This window comes from Anabaena sp. WFMT (genome assembly GCF_051781005.1).
GTDB lineage: Bacteria > Cyanobacteriota > Cyanobacteriia > Cyanobacteriales > Nostocaceae > Anabaena.
Genome location: NZ_JBPWOA010000057.1, coordinates 45,304 through 63,691, shown reverse-complemented (window position 1 = coordinate 63,691; position 18,388 = coordinate 45,304). Strand labels below are relative to the sequence as shown.

Sequence of the window (18,388 nt, the reverse complement as noted above, 5' to 3'; positions counted from 1 at the left end):
AAAATTAAACATGAAAATTCAGTTGTACTGAACGCTGGTCACACAGTCTTAATGCTCTGACTACCAACAGATACAAATGAAAATACTCAAACTCGTCAGCAGTGTTTAACTGATTCAAGTCAAACTCTTTAATCAGGTAATTGCTTCTACTTAAATTTGCTGGTGTTAATGGTAAACTCTGACTTAGGAAGCGTGTCATACCTTGCCAACTTTGAGTAATCGCCTTTTGTGCCTCTGGATGTAATTCTATAGTTTTTATTTTAGCTATATCTGCTCCATTCCAACCACCAGCCCAAGCAGAATGGTGACGACCAGCAGCCATAAGGACTGTATAACAAATATATTGAATTTGTTCATTATCAGCTGCAAGATCATCACGTAATAAAGGAACTAAAGATTGTTTGAGAATCTCCCGTGCTAAATATGCACTTTCAACAGCGTGGTTAGGACGTTTGTGTTTCTTTTCGTATTCTTTGAGTGCTGTTTTTTGCTGACTGTCTTCTGGGTTATAATCAGTGTGTGCCAGTAAATGTTGTTTGGGGTTTTGACCTTGAAATGAAGAATGAGCGATCGCTTGCCAACCCCGCATTACTTGTTGCCACTTAATTTGTAGTTTACCCAGGTCATGGGTAAAGATAGCGAAAAATACCAATATTTCAAATAACGCTGCTGCTTCTGACTCTTGGATATGTGGAAAAATCTTGTTTTTAATTAATTTTGTACCTGCTGGTAATAGTTCATTCCTGATACTATTATAAATCGTTGGTTCAGCTTCACCGTTTTTCAAACGCAAGGTTTTAAATGGTTTATGCCAACAAGTCCACATACAACCCAAATGCCCAATATATGTATCCATATTATAACGGTATTCACTGGCGATTGTGCGCTGTGGTTTTGGTGGTGAAATAAAACCATTACCAAATTCATTAATGCCAATCAATAATCCAATATTTTCATCATAATAAATAAAGCGGGGATTAACTAAAATCCTGATGCTGTTAATTAATGAATCACGGGATTTGATTTCTGTACAGACAGGTTGACTATAGGTTTCTGCTTTGTCTTTGGGTGCTTCAATTCGTTTAAAAATCCAATCTGTGCCAAATTCTAAGTTTTTGGAATCTCGCCAAACTTTACACAGTGTAGAGACAGGAACTGAAAAAGCCATTAATTTTCGGGGGTCAATGGGTTCTTCCTCAAAGTCAATAAATCCGGTTTCTTCCCAGACAAATAAACTCCGACTATCAACTGACCGAATTAACTCACTTGCAAAAGATTGATCACCCCTAAAAAATGCTGATTCAAAATTATTTTCAAACAGCATTTGATTATTTTGTCGGCGTTGTTGTTGGAGTAAATCCTCTGTAGTATGAACCTGATTTATCCAATTTTCTTCTGTGCGAAATCCGACATTTTCATTTACCTGATTTGATTCAATATGTGTTTGTAATACTTGCCATGTTAATTCACAGGTTTCTCTAGGATATGGCAGAAAACTTTGCTTTTTATCGGTAGATTCTTCTGTTTCTGGTTCTATATCTGCTTCTGCAAGGGTAGAATAAGCTTGGTTAACTTCTATGGTGCGATAAACCAAAACTTGACCCTCTTCATCTTGGAATCTTGCACAACGTCCTGCCCTTTGTAATAATGAGTTCATAGGACAAAGTTGACTGTGCATAACTTGGCAGGTAATATTAATTCCTGCTTCAATTACTTGAGTAGATATTAGAACATAACAAGTACCGTCATCTTGCCAATTTTCAGCAAAGGTTTCTTTTAAAAATGTTTCTTTTTGGGCGCGATGTTCTGGTAAAAATCTGGAGTGCAGCAGGGTAAGATTTAGGGTTTCATCATGATTCAATTCTCGTAAATCTCTATATAAACCCTGCGCTTGAGAAACGGTATTACAAATAATTATAACTCGTTTTCGTTGATTGGTGTGTATATCTGCGATAATTTCTAAGGCATTAAGAGGATGAGATTTTGCTTGAAATATCCGACGACGTTTACCTTCAATCGCTTGTAAATCAGTATCTTCAATTTGAATTATTTCCATTGTCTATTAAACCTTGAATTTGCGTAGCCAGTTCATTGGTTAATGTGGCGGTCATTAACAGAAATGGGGAAATACCTTTGACTTGTTGTAAAACCTTGAGAACGGTGGTAAAAGAACGGTCTGGATCAAGTAAATGCAGTTCATCAAATACTAGATAAGATGCGAATATTGCCCCAGAGTTGACGTTAGCTGAACCCCGACCAACTGAGTAGGGAATATTCAAGAAACTGCTTAACATTTGGTCAATGGTGCAGAAGACTATATCACCTTCAAAGCGGGGGTCTTCTGGGTTTTCTCCTGTTTGTAGGGTGACGACTGGACAAGGGATATTTTGAGTTTGTGACCAGCGTTGAACGAGTGTTTCTGTTCTTTGTCGCAGACTGTTGGCTAAGGTGCGTAGGGGGACGACGTAGATTAACTTATTGGGGAAGTCGAGGTTGAGGGTTTTTGCAAAGAGGAAGGGTGCGATCGCTGTTTCGGTTTTTCCTGACCCTGTGGGTGCGCGGAGAAGGATGTCTTGACGGTGGAGGAGTTTAGTAATGGCTTCTCGTTGAAAGTTGCGTGGGGGAAAGGTGGTTAGGGTTTGGAAGTATTCATCTATCATAAAGTTTTACACTTTTAATATTACCGTCTTCTTTTAAAGCAGTAATTTTAACTTTCACAGTCTCTTCTTCTTGAAGAAAAGCAGCTTTTTTTGGTTCTTTTTCTGTTAGCCTCTGCATTGTTGTAGTAATTTCATAAGTGACTCTACTACCATTAATTTTTGTCACCCGTGCATCTACAATTTGTCCCACTTGAAATTTTTCGGATTTTTTATCTTGACGTAATTTTATAATGACTATATCTTTATTTTGACATCTGCGATTATCTGATATATCCATTATTTGTAATGGAGTTGGCAAAATAGGCCTGTTTTTATATTCATTAGCCTCGATAGTCATAGTCATATATCGAGTATTCTCAGCTAATGGTGGATTATCACATCGCAACATAGCTAAAAGCATCTGGATACGAGGTATTTCTTCTAATTTTGTCGCTTTGCACCCTTGTGGATTGTCATCATCATGAATATTATCCAGGATGTACTTTTCAAAGGCTTTTATGCAATCAGAATGTTTTGAAGCAGTATTACTTTGGTCTTGTTCTCCAGTCAACCACTGTTTTTCATGGAATAATGAAGAGTAGCGAGAAGTGCGATCGCTCAGATGTAACTGGTGAGAAATTTTCACTGCACCCATACCCAAAGGTTTACCCATACCTAACGAAAGACAATATTCTGGTTCTGCTGCAACCTTCAATACCCACAGTATAGTACCCAGTTCTACATTGCTCAGGTTCTCAAAGTGGATATTGAACTTAAACAAAATACCTGCTTTGATGGGTTTAATCTTAGTTATTTGAGTTCCTGTAGCATTTTGACCATCTGGATGTTCAATATCAGGATTACTTCCTTTATGCCAGTAAAGTTTATGTCCGCGAATAACGGTTTCCCCAGTTTCGTTATTAGTAGCTGGTTTGTTAGCATAATGTTTAAGCTGATTCTTTTCCGCACTTTTTTGAACTAAATAATGTTGAAATGTTGTTGGTTTAGGACTAGAAAGAATTTTTGGTGTAATTGTTTCATCAAAATTACCAGTTAGCCAGATATCATCGCTAACTGTTTTTTCACAAATAGCATCTTCGATAGACACTCTACTAGCGAGAGCTTCTACTCTTTTTGATTTAGAGTTTTTATATGTATCTTTATCTCTATCTCTACCTCTAACAAAGCCAAATATTGCATCAGCTAAGTCAATTATGTCAGATTTAGCAATATTTTCAGGAATAAAATTCACTGCTGAAGCTGCTACGCCGTCTCGATTTGGTGAATAGGGAATACGAAAGTTTGGACAGTGACCAAATAATGTTACTTCTATTTGTCCATTTTGAGTTTCACAGTAAAAAATGGGTCTTCCTTGTTCTAAAACTCCAAAGTCTTTATCAAAAGGTTTTTGTTTTTGAAACTCAGTGAGTGAACTGCGGTAGTATTGAATAGCATCATCATTAATTTTTAGTGCATCTACATCATTATTAATTTCTGCGACAATACAATGATTTCTACGATGAAGATTTTCAGAATTATTGGAAGATTCTAGCATATTCCCACTAGTAATAAGAATCCCTTTATGTGGATATAAACTTTGGTTTGCACTAACTTGTGTCGTAAACCTTCTTGGACTTTTAAATAACGTGTCTCCAAAACTAACATTTATGTACTGTGGATGATAATTTTGTTGATTCATTTTGATTAAAGAATGTATTCTTGATAAGTCTCGCTCTTTAACCCAAATAAATGGTGAATTATTTATACTTTTAGCAGGTTTAATATGCCAATTAACTCCTTCACGTACTAAGTAACCAGCTTTTACCTCTTTCAAGAGATTTTTATACTCTCTTCCTAATGGGTCATCTTTTTGAGCAGCAACCGCACGAAAAAAGAAGTGTTTTTGGTCAGATACACGGTCAATTTTACTAAAACTAACAATTTCAACTAAATTCCGCAGCATTCCACGTAAACTGCTACCAGGAATTACAGGTTTTGTCGATTTTTCTAAAGGATTGGTGTAAAAGAAATCTGGTAAATCTTTTGATTCTGCACCACATTCAAATTCTTCCTTTGTTAATCCACAGCGAATATAAAGCGGTGATTCAGTAGTTAAAGTACACTCAATTCTGCCAGTATAGCGATTTTCGCAATAGCGGTTTTTTTGTTGTAGAGAGTCTGGTGATACTTCTACAACTTTTTCTGGTAATTCTACAAAATTATAAGGTGCGATCGCTTTACGCTCATCTGGAACTTTAGAAATATGCTTAGGATTCATTTTTTAATCTCCTTAAAGGTAGTTAAGTTAGCTAGACGACTTAGATCAATTCGAGCTACACCCGAATCATCGTAATCAATATAGTGATGAACAGTTAAACACAAAGGATGTTCATTATCCTTGAAGGGAATCCCAGTCAAAGGAACAGCGTGTTTTAAACCTTGTTGACCATCTGACACTAAAGTAAAATAACCACAAATTTTATCTGCTTTTGTTCCCCAAAGAATCTGGTTTTCGGGGATAAATTCTGTATCCTTTTTATCTTGAATTAAACGAGCTTTAAAACCCTTATCAGTCTGCCAAAGCATCACTTCCGATGTTTCACCAAAAGCCCGACATTGTTGCAAAGTAAAAAAACGTAATTTAGGCAAAAAATCAAATGCACTATCTGCGGTTAATAATTTACCATCTTTAAATTTTCCCCAAATCACACCATCTTCTGCGTGAGCTAACAGAAACTTTAATTGATATTCTTCAGCTTGTTGTTCTAACCATTTATTTATATCTAAATTGGTTGAAATATCTAAAAACTTACGTATTGGTTTATTCAAGCAGCTACCTCCTCATTTAACGCATCAACAAATTTTTCTAAATCTTCAGAATTATCTATTATCAAAGGTTCATTTTCTGAAGCTTGGGTAATATTCCAACTTTTATTTTCTAAAGCTAAAGTAATTGTTGCTGTTTTTCCCTGCAATCTTCCCCTTCCGATACTGCTTGTACCACCAACAGGTAAATCTCCAGTCCACAAGTCTTTAATTAACAGTAGTAACAAACCAATTTCATGAGGTTTCGGTTGACGTAACTCCAATTCCAGTTTCAACTCTGTTTTATCGCTCCCAAAAATTGGTTGCTCATTAAATAATGCACCATGTAAAGCACCACCTGTAAAACGGTCAATAGCTATGCGATTTTGTACCAAATCATTACTTTTTTTAATGACACTCTCATGAACAATCAAACGACTTACTTTTGCTTTCTTAGTTTTATCCTTGCTGAAATCGACACCAAATATTTCATCAATAATGCTTGTATTTTTCTGGAGAGTATTAACAATTCGTTCTGCACGATGACGTAATACCCCCGCTAAACTTGTACCAGATAAAACTGGTTGAAACTCTCCATTCCGTCGGGATTTGAGGTGTACGACATCGGGTGCTTTATCACTGGAAGCTTGGCCAGAACGAATTAATAGGGGACTAGCGAGGGTAAATGTGGAGTGAATGGTTAGGCGATCGCGTTTATCTTCTTTTTCATCTAAGAACAAACCTAAAGCCTCTTCAATTGATTTATGGATTGGATAACTGGAGAATAAACCAAGTTTCCAATGTTCAAAATTTAACCAATCTAGTCGTTCATCAGATTTCTGCAAATCAAATTTCCAAACTTGCCATTCTTCTACGTGACAACGACCAAAACCCCGTTGTTTCTTCATTCCAATAGGGATTTTACCGCTTTCTAATCCTTGAAGAACAATTACTAACTCTCTAATTAATTTTTCTCGATTATTTTCAATTATTAATTCAAAAGAAATGTCAAATTTTGTTCCAGCTTCCAGCAACTCCAAGTCATATTTTTGTCCATCTTCAGCAGTTCTAGTAATGCTGTTAATTTTGACTCCATCTCGTAATTCTACATGAGGGATAGTGTTGCTAATGGCATCATTAATAATTAAAGGACTTTGTTCACCTTCTTCCTCACTACGTTGTCCACCAAATAATACACATATTTCTTCTGCGTTATAACCATATTCATAATCCCGTAAATAATTCCGTAACGCTCCAGCAATGGAAGAACCCATTAGTAATGCTTTATCTTCTACACTGTCTCGTAAAATAACTAAATCAGTGTCACCCTCAACATCACCGCTTCCTAAACAAGTTGGGGTATCTAAAACTAATGTTCCCTTGATTATTATCCGTTCAATAACATGACGATGATTGCGGATGCTTAGACGCTCACAATTCATTGTTTATGCTCCTTTATTGCTTTTTTGGCTACTGCCATAATTAAACGTAGGGTATACTTTTCAGCAAGTTTATTTTCTCTAGCAAATTCATCTGTGATACTTCTTTCTACATCAGCTACTCGTACTGTTAAATTTTGGGAATCACTAATCCAATAACCTGGATTTTGTAACCATTCATCAAGCTTTTGCTTAAGAGATGTATCACTTATTTTGGCTCTTTCAAATTGACCACTAGCATTAAAATGGAGATTATTCAAAAGAGATATAACTAAATTACAGTCACCTGTATTAAGTGCTTGTCTAGCTACTAATTGTAAGCGAGAAAGTTGACTATTGCTAATAGTTCCTTTGATGCTTAAACGTCCAACTTGATTTTGTAAAGTTTGTTCTAGTTTTTGTTGTAATAGTCTTTCTGCCATTTGTTCTGCTAAAATGCGTGACGTTTCTTTTTTTAAAATTGGTTCGTGGCTTGAGTCTGATTTAGGTAGTCTTGCTTCAAATATTTTTCGTTCTTCTAACTCTTCTAACCAATTTACGACTACTCGACCAAAACCTTCAATTCTTCGTTCTCCAATACCTTGACACTCTAGTTGTTGAATTTGCTCTGAAGTAATTGAGATATTATTAAAAACAAATACACTCCCTGCTGCAAATGCTGGAACTTGAGGTAGAGGTAATCCCCATTTACGATTAAATCCACCTATAAAAGTGCTATTAGCGAAGCTCATTTGTGGCTGAAGATTTATATTTATACCTAATATTTTTCCCAACTCCTTTGTCAGTGGAACGGGTATTTTATCTTGTGCAGATGGTGGAATAACACCATATTGACCCCAATCATCACGTAAAATTAAATCACTTAAAAGGGTGATTGTTAAATTTTCTCTGTCAATGCGTTTAGTAGGAGGAATACTTACTTCATCCCAATTCTCTTGAGAATTTACATGATCAATTTTCGTGTGTCCATAACCAGCACTTTGAGAACCACCCAACCAGAGGTTTTGTGATATTTGTAATAACTCTGTCAGTAATGTAGTTTCTGCTTCATTGCTACACAAAATCACAGCTTGAAAAGTTTGTCCAGCATCGATAGCTTCGTAACGGAAGATTTCTCCCTCACCTTTGAGTTGCTGAGTTTTAGGATCGAGCTTAATTTGAGTGGAGCGTCCTTTTGTGCGATCGCGTTTGTTGTGGATGTTAATCCGTCGAGATATAGAGTGAAAGACAATAAGACGCTCCTTAACTGTGCAAAACTGCTGCTCTATTCTCTTTAGTTCAATTTCTTCTGGTAGTTCACGCTCCTGAGTGCGTTCATAAACACGCATCAATTTATATGTTTCTGGATTTGGTAAGTCATCATCTTTATGCTTAAACAAAGAGCAAGATACAGGTAAGGTGCGTTTTCCTTCCTGATTCTGCAAATAAGCATTTAGATAACAGGTAGTATTAGCACTAAAAAATAATCTTTTAACTTCATCATTATCCAAATCTAGCTCTGATAAACCATTTCGTTTCATATATCTTCCAATAATCGCACCTCGAATCATGCTACCGGGAATGTAAGAATATGAAACATCACTATTTGGATCACCTTGCAATGAAGTTGCAAGTAGTGGTTGTTGAGTTTGTAATGAAAAAGTAATTACTTTCATACAATTTTCTCCTGATTTTTTCCAAACATATTTATATATTGATATGTAATTTCCTTTCCTGAGCTACTATGGAGCGTACATCGAATATGTCCTCGACCTCGATTGCGTCCACTTCCTATTCTTCGTAATGCTAATGTACCTATTGATAAAAGGGAGAGAATTTCATCACTTGGTTGAGTTTCAAAAGATAAATCAGCTTTGAATTCAATTTGACGGATAATTACACGAAAAGAACGTAAACTTCCTTTATCTGCGGTGCTAGTCACAGAATTAATTGATGTTTGACGACGAATCGTAGTTAAAGAATCGAGAACTTCTTTATCAGTTAGGGTTTCATTTTTAATTTGCCAAGCAACAACTTCTCGCAAGTCTTCTGGTAAACAAGCATCTCCCACACGCATTGCGGCAATTGTTCCCAGAGTACTACCCGGTTGACCAAATAAAGTGCAAGCAATATTTTCCCAAATAAAGCGAATATTATCTGGTAAAACAGAAATCAAGTTATCACATTCTTCACTTAATAAACCTTTCAATGTACGTCCTCGTAAATAAGGAAAACCATAGACATCATGTTCAACTTCCTGGTCAATTAAACCAGCTACACCATCACCTCTCCCAAAGGTAGTGTCACTTAACAAATTAATTTTTAGTTGATAGATGGTCACTTAATCCTCCAATCCAATATAAAACTCTAAAGCTTCGATAGCATCAAAATAACCACAGACTCCATCTTTCCACCCCTGATTTTTCAACTGTTCATTCTGACCAGATGATTCTGGAAATAAGGGTAAATGCGGTAATTTGTAAGCGAGTAAAAATTCTTCAATATAACCTTTTCGTAAAACTTCTCTTAAAGCCATAATTTTGTTATGTCGATCTTTCCAATCTTTGCCTTCCTGAAATTCTTTAACGACCTGTGTAAAACCTTCCCAAGTACGCCAATCACTGCTATTATTATCTAACCGTACAGGACGCATTGCTAAATTCCAATTTTTTTTATCAACAGTAATTTGATATTCACGCTTACGAATTTCAGAGATAGAACCAATTAAACCACTTGCGGCTAAATGCCAATCAATTGCCGAAAATCCATTTGGCTCAAATTGCTTCTTCTCTTTAACAAACTTTTTAGCCTCCTTACATAATTCCTCACTAATTTGATAAGCTCGAACAAAAGGATAGTGGGTTTTCACTACACAAATACCTGCACAAGCTGTTATTTTTTTACCATCAGCTACAGTTTGTTCTTCAAATTTATTCAGAAATAATGCAGCTAATTCTAATCCTAATCTCCCTTCACAAATAAAGGTAATATCATCACCACCATAAACTAAGGGACGGAAAGGAAGATAGTATTTAGCTTTGAGTTTAAATTCTCCCTGTTTACCTATTACTTTCCCTTCTTTAATTGATTTAATGAGAGTTTTTGCAACAGCTTTTAATGCATTTCTGCCAGCTAAATCAACGCTTTCAGAAAACTTTCGCATTCTGTTAACATAATCTCGATTATTTTTGGCATCTTCACCATATTTTTGAAATCGCTTACCCATACGATTACCATCAGCATGAACAATTGCTGCATAGCTAGATTCACCTTCAGAACGACCTAAATGGTCAGTGCGGTAAGGAAACTGAAAAATATTTTCGTCAACCTCTTCAGCAAATATATCTTGAAGTTTTCTATTTGCTCTAGAAACTGCTTCTAGTTTTTGCTTAGTCTCCCTAGAAATCAGATAACTATCAGCTTCTTTTTCATCACCATAGTTAACAAATTCATCACTTCTACCGACAGCCGGTAATTGAGTTGAATTACAAACTGCTGTTACACCTAAACCGAGTAAAGGAACAGAAGTAATTCGCTCATATTTTCGGCGTTCAACTTCTCCTTGCATCAAGTCTTTAACTACTTGATAGAGATTATTATCTTGATCCCAATCAAAGTCAGCATGAGCAACTACTAGATTAATCCCTGGAGCATCTTTCAAAACTCGCTTGCTGAGAATTTGAATAAACTCAACAGCAATTTTGCGAGATTTAAATATTAGTAGTGTATTTCCACCACCGGCATATACCAATTCAGCATTTAGTCCACTTATTTCAATTGCTTCTTTTTGCCGACACTTAGGAATATCAAATTCTTTATCCAAAGTTTCTTTTACCCAATCAAGTGTTACTTCAGAAACTAAATGAGATGCTCCAATATTTTCTCGTAAACGATTGCTATTAAAAACATAGTTCTGAATTCCAGATGTATCTATTACAGTTACAGTAAACTTAGTCATTTTTTTGCCTCTTGGTCATTTTTAATAATCCATTGCTCAATTTCTTTAGCCAACTTTGTTAGGTGTTCACGTCCAAATACAGCAATCTTTTTACTAGACAGTGTATCTGCCATTTCAGATTTCAAGGAGTCAGGTTCATCCGAGCAACAAATTAAAGCAACTCTCGCTTCATCTCCACCCATTTGCTTTGCCCTTAAATATGCTTCAAAAAGCTTTACCTTACATAGTTTTCTGTCACGACTCGTTGTACAAGAAATGGCAAAAAGCTGATAACCCCGCGTAAATGCAACATCAAACTCGAATCCATCCTTAGTACCTGTTAGAGGAATTTCAAAATTCAATCCATAGTCTTGTATTGATTGACTGTTAGCAAGATTTGCAATTTTCTGTAACACATAATGCTCTAACCACAAACCATCTAGCCATTTACAAAAATATTCAATTTCTGTAAAAGCGCCCGTTGACTTTATTGCTGATAAGGCAAACTGATCATCAGATGTCAGAAAATTTTGTTCTCTAAACACGTCCACAATTTCTAATGGCAACGTATTTACAGTAATTGATAAACCAGCCAAATCAGTCTTACTTTTCCAATTCCCCCAAGCATTTCCTTTCTTCTTCCTTGTAGCTTCACAAAATACCTGATAGTACCAATCGAACCACAGCTTAGTTTTATTTTCATCTTGAAAGATTTTGGCAAGTTCTTCCGCTAATTGCGGTAATTGTACTTTTTGTGTAGGATTTGTTTTCAACTCTAAGCCATGTAGCTCAAAAATTTTAACAAGTTTTACTGGCAACGTATCTGGTTTAATTTTTATGCGAATTCGCTCGTTGTCTTCCCTATCTATGCACATCTCCAACCGACGTGGATCGAGATAGCTAAAAATAATATCTGTTCGCTGTCTATAAGTTTTATCTTTAGTTTCTTGGTAAAACAACGTCCGATAAGTGTGTGCAGACATTGCTTTTGTACCACCAGTATAGTTTAGTCCGATTTTTCCGCTTTTAATACCATCCAGCTTTTCCCTAATTTCTTTTTGGATGTAATAAGCATCAGACTCATAATCATTCAGCGATCGCAATTCTATACCTTTAAAGCTATTTAATGCACTTTCACTTCTAAGTATATTTTCTAAGCGTTTTGCTTCATCTAATGTATCTGTTGTATGTACTAAATACACAATTCCTCCCTTGTTTAGTAACAGATTAGCTGCAACGTAATTAGGTAAAGGATTTTCACCTATCAGCAAAAACAGATGGTCAACTTTATACTTATCTAACTCAGATGTAGTCATAATCTCTGGTGTATCCTTTTGTCAAAATTTCCATAACCAGTATACATAGCGTTGGAAACACCCCTTTCCAATACCTGCTAAATTTAGAAAGCGCACATAATAACCTATTTATCGTCCGTGAATATACTTTCTAATACCACCCCATCACCCAACATCTTACAGCAGTTAGCCAATGGATCTCTGGATCAAGGTCACAACCTCACTCGTGCTATTAGGCTGTGGGTATTGTTACATTGGTTATATAGTGATCAAGGACAAGCTGCTATTGGTGACACCTTTACTTACACTGACTGGCGACAAGCTTTCTTTACCAAAACCCACAAGGATGAAAAACAAACCGATATCATTAACCATCAAGACCCTGACTGTGCTTGTCTCAAAACCACCCGACAATGGTTAGTAGAATTGGAAGTATCTATAGATGAATGGCAAAATTCTTTACAACAACATATACCAGTATATAATTCTGATTTAGAAAAACTTGTAGAAGAAATCCTCAAGGAACGCTTATTTGCTCAAGTTCGCAAATCACTTCAAAGCGACTTAGATTTATTAGTCAGTAAAAACTGCTTGCAACGAGTAGATAATGTTCCTGGTAGAAGCAAATATTACCGTCGAGTAGATGTATTACCACTTTCTACTACATCAGACAATCGTGGGTATGAAACAAGTTTAAGTAATAAAAAACAAGCCTATTTAGCTGGAACGTTGGGTATGTTTAGTTTTCTTGACCCTAGTTTACCATTACTAGCAGAAGAAATCTCTGAAGGGGAAATAGATGAAGACAATCATCGAGTTTTCTTATATGCTGATTATGTAGTACCTGAATCAAGTCCAATACAAGATGCAGTGGATGAAATTCAAAGTGATTTACAGGATATTTGGGATTCAGTAAAAATACAACCTTTACTTTTAACTTATCACAGCGCCCATCAAAATCAAATTTATGAATGTGTTGTTTATCCAGTTTGCATTTACTTTATGGAACGCGCTAAATATCTATGTGCTTATGGTAAAACTCCTAAAGGTGATATCAACTGGTACAAATATCGTTTAGATAGAATAATTTCCCAGCGATTAGAAATTTTAGATTGGGAAGACAATCGTATTCCCCAACTATTAAGAGACCAATATAAAGAGAATCAACTACCAACTCCTAAAACAGTAAATATGAAATTAAAAGATGCTTGGGGGTGTGATTTTTATAAAGAAAAAACATTGATGATATTGCGCTTTGAAAAAAACTTCCATCAAAATTACATCCAAGGAATCAACATCCACCAAACATTTAGAGCTATTAACTATGAAAAGGCAAAAACACTAATTAGACAAAACACACCCAATTCACTACATCAGCATATTTTACCAATTCTTGATTCTCGCTCAAATCATGATGCTTATTACCAGGTTTATTATCGAAATACCGATTATTATGTAATTAGATGGTTACGAGCTTTAGGATCAAAAGTTGAAGTCTTACTACCTTGGGAATTAAGACAAGAAATGCTGCTAGAACTCCAAAATACTTGGAATTTGTATAAATAGGTAATTTAGAGTCATATTTGGCGAAACTGATAAACACTTCAATCAATCAAGTCTCCCAGTTTATACGCTGGATTGTGCGTGATAGAAATCACATATTTACCTAGTTTTGGATCAAAAAAACCAATTGCTCCGTAAATATGGGCTAATTTATGCGCCAACACAAAAGCCACAGCAATAGAAATCGGTCCATTAATCTTCAACAATTGACCCCCTGCTAATTCCCCTGACTGTGCCATTTGCTCTAATTTTGCAGCAGCATCTTTCACAATTTGGTCATTTTGGGCAGGTTCACCAAAACTCAACCGCAAAATATCGTCTTTTAACTCAATGTTGTAAGTAGTCATTGCCTTTACTTAGTGAGCAACTATCACATCATACATGGCATTGGAAGCAGCCTATTCCAGATTGGTTTATGCTGGACTGATACCCAAAGTCCTAGATAAGTGTCTGAGCAAATTTTTTCTGATGTTCCCCAAGCAGAACTGTTGCAATGGTTAGCACGCGGTTCTCTCAAACAAAACCTACTGCGTGCAGTTCGTTTGTGGGTGTGGTTACGTTCTTTATACGGTGAAGGTCAAGACCATGTATTCTTAGAGGATGGTTTTACCTTGGCAGACTGGAAAAACGCTTTTTTCAGTTCCACACACCCCAAAGGAGAAGCGATTCCTCAATTCCATGACCCTAACTGTCATTGTGCCAAAACTACTGCTGACTGGTTGTTTGACTCTCATACTGGATTAGACCAGGAAATTTGGAAGCGATCGCTATTATCCCACATTAATATCTCTAATTTAGATGAAATTCTACACAAGCGATTATTTGGCGTAACTCGTCGTTCCTTACAAGCAGATTTACAAATTTTAGAAGAATTAGGTTGGCTAGAAATTCGAGAGCAAAAATATCATCGAGTCAAATATTTACCTTCTCGTCCCATAACCACCAAACATAATAGTAACGAATTACATTTTCTCAATCAAGAAGATTTAGCAGAAATTGCTCAGAATCTCTCTCAAAAAATCGGTGGTGTACAACGTTTCTTTTTTAAACTAGACTATGTTGTAGCTGCCATAGACGAAGTTGAAAATTGGCAGGATGAACTCCGCAAACTCTGGTCACAAACCCCAGTTTTACCAATCAGTTTAATTTATAACAGTGCCAGATTAAAATACTCTGTAGAATGTTTAGTTTATCCAGTCTGTATTTACTATGTGCAACGTGCAGTTTATTTGTGCGCTTTTGGCGAAAGTCCTGATAAAAAAACAGATTGGTATAACTTTCGTTTAGATAGAATTGAAGATATTACACCAATTGAATGGACAAATCCCGCCATTCCTAAGACACTGCAACAGCGTTATCAACAGCATAATTTACCCAATCCAGAAGAAATTGAAGTGCAAATGGATAAAGCATTAGGGTTTGATTTTTATTTAGAATCTCGACTGATGCTGCTACGATTTGAACGAGATTATCATGACCGCTACATTCAGGATACCTCTCGGCATGAAACATTTAACTTGATTAGCTACGAAAAAGCTAAAAGCTTGATTAAAAACTCTGAAGTTAATTCAGAACAAAAGGCAGAATTATTAAAGGTTATGGCAAATCGTTCCCCAAAAGATGCTTATTACAGCCTTCAATATCGACATGGGGATAATAACGTAACTATGCGCTTACGAGCTTGGCGACCAAAAGTAGAAATTTTGTTACCTTATGATTTAAGACAGAAAGTTAAAGCCGATATTATCAAGGAAATAGGGCTTTATTCAGATATAATTGACTAAATTGGTCAATCTAACACTTAAATATTTGTAATACAGTAAATCTTGACAAGTAACTTGCTAAATTTTACACTTAATATAAGGATAAATTTGGCAGACCTAGAGCGGGGTCAAAAACCCCAGGGATTCGCCAAATCGCCAGAACCTTGATAATTGAATAGTTGTAGCGTTTCATTAGTTTCAGTTGGCAGTTTACCCAAAGCCGGAAATGAGGTTTTTTTTGAGGTCTGCCAAAATCCCCCCTACAGTCTGCTCCTAGACTGTGTTTCAGATGGCGGGATTGACTAATGTAGTTTCGATATAACTAATCCCCGCAAGTCCACCTCCTCTTTTTGGCTAATAGCTACTAATCCAATTGACTAATGTAGTTTCGATATAACTAATCCCCGCAAGGGGACTGAAACTTACAAAGAGGCTGCAAATTAAGTAAAACATAACTGTGGTTTCGATATAACTAATCCCCGCAAGGGGACTGAAACAAACTATCGCTTGATTTATTTCTAAAACTGCTGCGTCAAGTTTCGATATAACTAATCCCCGCAAGGGGACTGAAACATCTCATCCTCTGTTAAAGATGGGTAATCTTGTGAAGGCTGGTTTCGATATAACTAATCCCCGCAAGGGGACTGAAACTCAGAACCGAAATATACCCAACCCCAAAAGAATATTCAAAGTTTCGATATAACTAATCCCCGCAAGGGGACTGAAACACATTGGATGGTACTTGATTTGTATTATATGAAAATGGTTTCGATATAACTAATCCCCGCAAGGGGACTGAAACTTGAAACTGATGCGATAAAGACCTGAACAGTTGCACCAGAGTTTCGATATAACTAATCCCCGCAAGGGGACTGAAACTTTTATAGCTATTCTGTTGCGGTAGAAAATATTTTAGTTTCGATATAACTAATCCCCGCAAGGGGACTGAAACATTCCATTAGAATAACGCAAACATATTTTTGTGATGTTTCGATATAACTAATCCCCGCAAGGGGACTGAAACTTATCCCCAGCAGCAGGAGTCCACGCGGCTACTAAGGTTTCGATATAACTAATCCCCGCAAGGGGACTGAAACAATCCAACGTCACCACCCGCAAAGTTTTCATTTTCTGGTTTCGATATAACTAATCCCCGCAAGGGGACTGAAACATCTTTCCTGTATAGGGGTTAAAAATATATTCACCCGCAGTTTCGATATAACTAATCCCCGCAAGGGGACTGAAACGTTAAAAGAAGGAACAAAGTCGAGTATTTCCTTTATTAGTTTCGATATAACTAATCCCCGCAAGGGGACTGAAACAAATTGTCCAATCTGGCTTCAAACTCTGACAAGCCACAGGTTTCGATATAACTAATCCCCGCAAGGGGACTGAAACGTCGTCTAGCAGCGTCCCATCTTTACTTGGATAGCAGGGCAGTTTCGATATAACTAATCCCCGCAAGGGGACTGAAACCGAGTAAAATACTGAGCATAAGATCATGTAGCATCAAAAAAAAATGCCAAGAGCAGCTACATCTAGCAAACGCAAAACCTCATCAAAAAACACCTCTCTGGTATGGGCTGATGATACTGAATTAGTTGGTTTAGTCTTTGACCTAGAAGTAACCAATTCCACATCGCTATACTCGCAATATACCATTGGACTTCATGCTTGGTTTCTAGACCAGGTGCGGCAAATTAACCTAGACCTTTCAGCATATCTGCATGATGGCGAATCAGAAAAACCCTTTAACATTTCTGCCCTCGAAGGTCAACTACTTCCCACTGGTAAACAACTGCAACTACAAGCAAATCACACTTATCGTTGGCAGATTAACGCCATTTCTCAACCAGTAGTTCAGTTCTTGAGTCAGTGGTTAAACCAACCTCCAACTATTCTGACATTAAGAGATGCTTCCTTACAAGTAAAACAGATAAGTATTGTCCATCCACCAACTACTTACTCTCAACTACTACAATCATCTATAGAAAACCACAGAAACATTAATCTGAGTTTTATTTCTCCTACCAGTTTCCGTCGCAAAGGGCATCATTTCCCCCTTCCTGTTCCCGTCAATCTTTTTCATAGTTACCTCAGACGCTGGAACGATTTTTCAGGAATGTCCATAGAACAAGACGCTTTTTTAAACTGGATAGATGAAAACGTCATCATTCATCAACACCGCTTAGAATCAGTCAAAGTCGCAGCTGGTAAACGTGGTTCGGTGACTGGTTTTACAGGGGCAATTTCCTTGGGTTTAAGTAAAAGTGCTTTAGCCAATATTGAATTTACCCAATTATTTTATGCCTTGATTCAACTTGCTCCCTACTGTGGAACAGGTCATAAAACTACTTTTGGACTCGGACAAACCTGCTTGGATTGGGTAGAACCAGAATCAAATACATCTTCTGGAATGTTAACAAACTTGCTCCCAGAACGCATTGAGGAATTAACAACAATATTCACAGCGCAACGCAAACGCACAGGAGGAGAACGCACCGAAAAAATCGCTACAACATGGGCAACAATTTTAGCACGGCGGGAAATGGGAGAATCTTTACAGGTAATAGCCCAAGACTTAGAAATACCTTACACTACAGCAAAAACCTACGTCAAATTAGCTCGTCGGACGCTGAAAGATACCTAATCAATACCCAAATCGGCGATCGCTATCCCCTAATAATGCACTACCAAAAATCAATAACCCTGATAAACCCATTCACGCCCTGCCTTCTCTGCGGCTTCTGGGGTGTAGTAAAGTTTGCGTTCACCAAATACCTCACAACCAGCACTGATTAACCGGAACTGCCAACAATCGGATTCAGAGTAGAATACCAATAGGATAAGATCATTTATACTAATAAGTAAATGAACTTTGGTAGTAGACATATTGCATAGTTTTAGCTGTCTACTTTAATCAAAGCATACTTATATAAAAATTGATATTATGCCCAAAATTTCAGAG

General features: G+C 36.7%; 14 protein-coding genes and 1 CRISPR repeat array. Of the genes, 3 read left to right on the top strand and 11 right to left on the bottom strand.

Annotation, left to right across the window (positions count from 1 at the left end; all coding sequences use genetic code 11):
* Positions 1 to 4: 4 nt before the first annotated feature.
* The 9 genes from cas3 to ACSQ6I_RS27405 are packed head-to-tail and all read right to left on the bottom strand — an operon-like array spanning position 5 to position 12,115.
* The gene (gene cas3, locus ACSQ6I_RS27445; RefSeq protein WP_438893318.1) at positions 5 to 2,056 is read right to left on the bottom strand and encodes a CRISPR-associated helicase Cas3'; all 2,052 of its coding nucleotides are present in this window, start codon (positions 2,054 to 2,056) and stop codon (positions 5 to 7) included.
* Complete coding sequence (locus tag ACSQ6I_RS27440; RefSeq protein WP_438893317.1) at positions 2,037 to 2,660, bottom strand: DEAD/DEAH box helicase; 624 nt, start codon at positions 2,658 to 2,660, stop codon at positions 2,037 to 2,039. The genes cas3 and ACSQ6I_RS27440 overlap by 20 nt, the downstream gene beginning before the upstream one ends.
* Positions 2,650 to 4,917 (bottom strand): TIGR03986 family type III CRISPR-associated RAMP protein, encoded by a 2,268-nt coding sequence (locus ACSQ6I_RS27435; RefSeq protein ID WP_438893315.1) that lies wholly within the window; start codon positions 4,915 to 4,917, stop codon positions 2,650 to 2,652. The genes ACSQ6I_RS27440 and ACSQ6I_RS27435 overlap by 11 nt, the downstream gene beginning before the upstream one ends.
* Positions 4,914 to 5,468, bottom strand: coding sequence for a type III-D CRISPR-associated protein Csx19 (gene csx19, locus ACSQ6I_RS27430; RefSeq protein WP_438893314.1), 555 nt, complete (start codon positions 5,466 to 5,468; stop codon positions 4,914 to 4,916). Before csx19 ends, ACSQ6I_RS27435 begins: the two co-directional genes overlap by 4 nt.
* Positions 5,465 to 6,886 carry an RAMP superfamily CRISPR-associated protein gene (locus tag ACSQ6I_RS27425; RefSeq protein WP_438893313.1) on the bottom strand — a complete coding sequence of 474 codons (1,422 nt, stop codon included), beginning with the start codon at positions 6,884 to 6,886 and terminating at the stop codon, positions 5,465 to 5,467. Before ACSQ6I_RS27425 ends, csx19 begins: the two co-directional genes overlap by 4 nt.
* The gene (locus tag ACSQ6I_RS27420; RefSeq protein ID WP_438893312.1) at positions 6,883 to 8,538 is read right to left on the bottom strand and encodes an RAMP superfamily CRISPR-associated protein; all 1,656 of its coding nucleotides are present in this window, start codon (positions 8,536 to 8,538) and stop codon (positions 6,883 to 6,885) included. The genes ACSQ6I_RS27425 and ACSQ6I_RS27420 overlap by 4 nt, the downstream gene beginning before the upstream one ends.
* Positions 8,535 to 9,203, bottom strand: coding sequence for an RAMP superfamily CRISPR-associated protein (locus ACSQ6I_RS27415; RefSeq protein ID WP_438893311.1), 669 nt, complete (start codon positions 9,201 to 9,203; stop codon positions 8,535 to 8,537). The genes ACSQ6I_RS27420 and ACSQ6I_RS27415 overlap by 4 nt, the downstream gene beginning before the upstream one ends.
* Positions 9,204 to 10,820 (bottom strand): Cas10/Cmr2 second palm domain-containing protein, encoded by a 1,617-nt coding sequence (locus tag ACSQ6I_RS27410; RefSeq protein ID WP_438893310.1) that lies wholly within the window; start codon positions 10,818 to 10,820, stop codon positions 9,204 to 9,206. It lies immediately after the preceding gene.
* Positions 10,817 to 12,115 (bottom strand): Card1-like endonuclease domain-containing protein, encoded by a 1,299-nt coding sequence (locus tag ACSQ6I_RS27405; protein ID WP_438893309.1) that lies wholly within the window; start codon positions 12,113 to 12,115, stop codon positions 10,817 to 10,819. The genes ACSQ6I_RS27410 and ACSQ6I_RS27405 overlap by 4 nt, the downstream gene beginning before the upstream one ends.
* Before the next feature lie 117 nt (positions 12,116 to 12,232).
* On the opposite strand from ACSQ6I_RS27405, the gene ACSQ6I_RS27400 reads away from it, so the two are divergent.
* Positions 12,233 to 13,660 (top strand): TIGR03985 family CRISPR-associated protein, encoded by a 1,428-nt coding sequence (locus tag ACSQ6I_RS27400; protein WP_438893308.1) that lies wholly within the window; start codon positions 12,233 to 12,235, stop codon positions 13,658 to 13,660.
* Between the two features lie 38 nt (positions 13,661 to 13,698).
* Here the strand turns inward: ACSQ6I_RS27400 and ACSQ6I_RS27395 are convergent, their stop codons facing one another.
* Positions 13,699 to 14,004 carry a CRISPR-associated protein Csx3 gene (locus ACSQ6I_RS27395; protein WP_438893307.1) on the bottom strand — a complete coding sequence of 102 codons (306 nt, stop codon included), beginning with the start codon at positions 14,002 to 14,004 and terminating at the stop codon, positions 13,699 to 13,701.
* A 99-nt stretch (positions 14,005 to 14,103) separates the two neighbouring features.
* Between ACSQ6I_RS27395 and ACSQ6I_RS27390 the strand changes: the two genes are divergently transcribed.
* Entirely contained in the window at positions 14,104 to 15,441 is a 1,338-nt protein-coding gene (locus tag ACSQ6I_RS27390; RefSeq protein ID WP_438893306.1) for a TIGR03985 family CRISPR-associated protein, read from the top strand.
* Between the two features lie 364 nt (positions 15,442 to 15,805).
* A CRISPR array of direct repeats spans positions 15,806 to 16,896; the repeat unit is 37 nt; unit sequence GTTTCGATATAACTAATCCCCGCAAGGGGACTGAAAC.
* Between the two features lie 43 nt (positions 16,897 to 16,939).
* Entirely contained in the window at positions 16,940 to 18,070 is a 1,131-nt protein-coding gene (gene cas6, locus ACSQ6I_RS27385; RefSeq protein ID WP_438893305.1) for a CRISPR-associated endoribonuclease Cas6, read from the top strand.
* Between the two features lie 50 nt (positions 18,071 to 18,120).
* Here the strand turns inward: cas6 and ACSQ6I_RS27380 are convergent, their stop codons facing one another.
* A complete protein-coding gene (locus ACSQ6I_RS27380; RefSeq protein WP_438893304.1) occupies positions 18,121 to 18,312 on the bottom strand; it encodes a hypothetical protein in 192 nt (63 codons plus the stop codon).
* Positions 18,313 to 18,388: the final 76 nt, after the last annotated feature.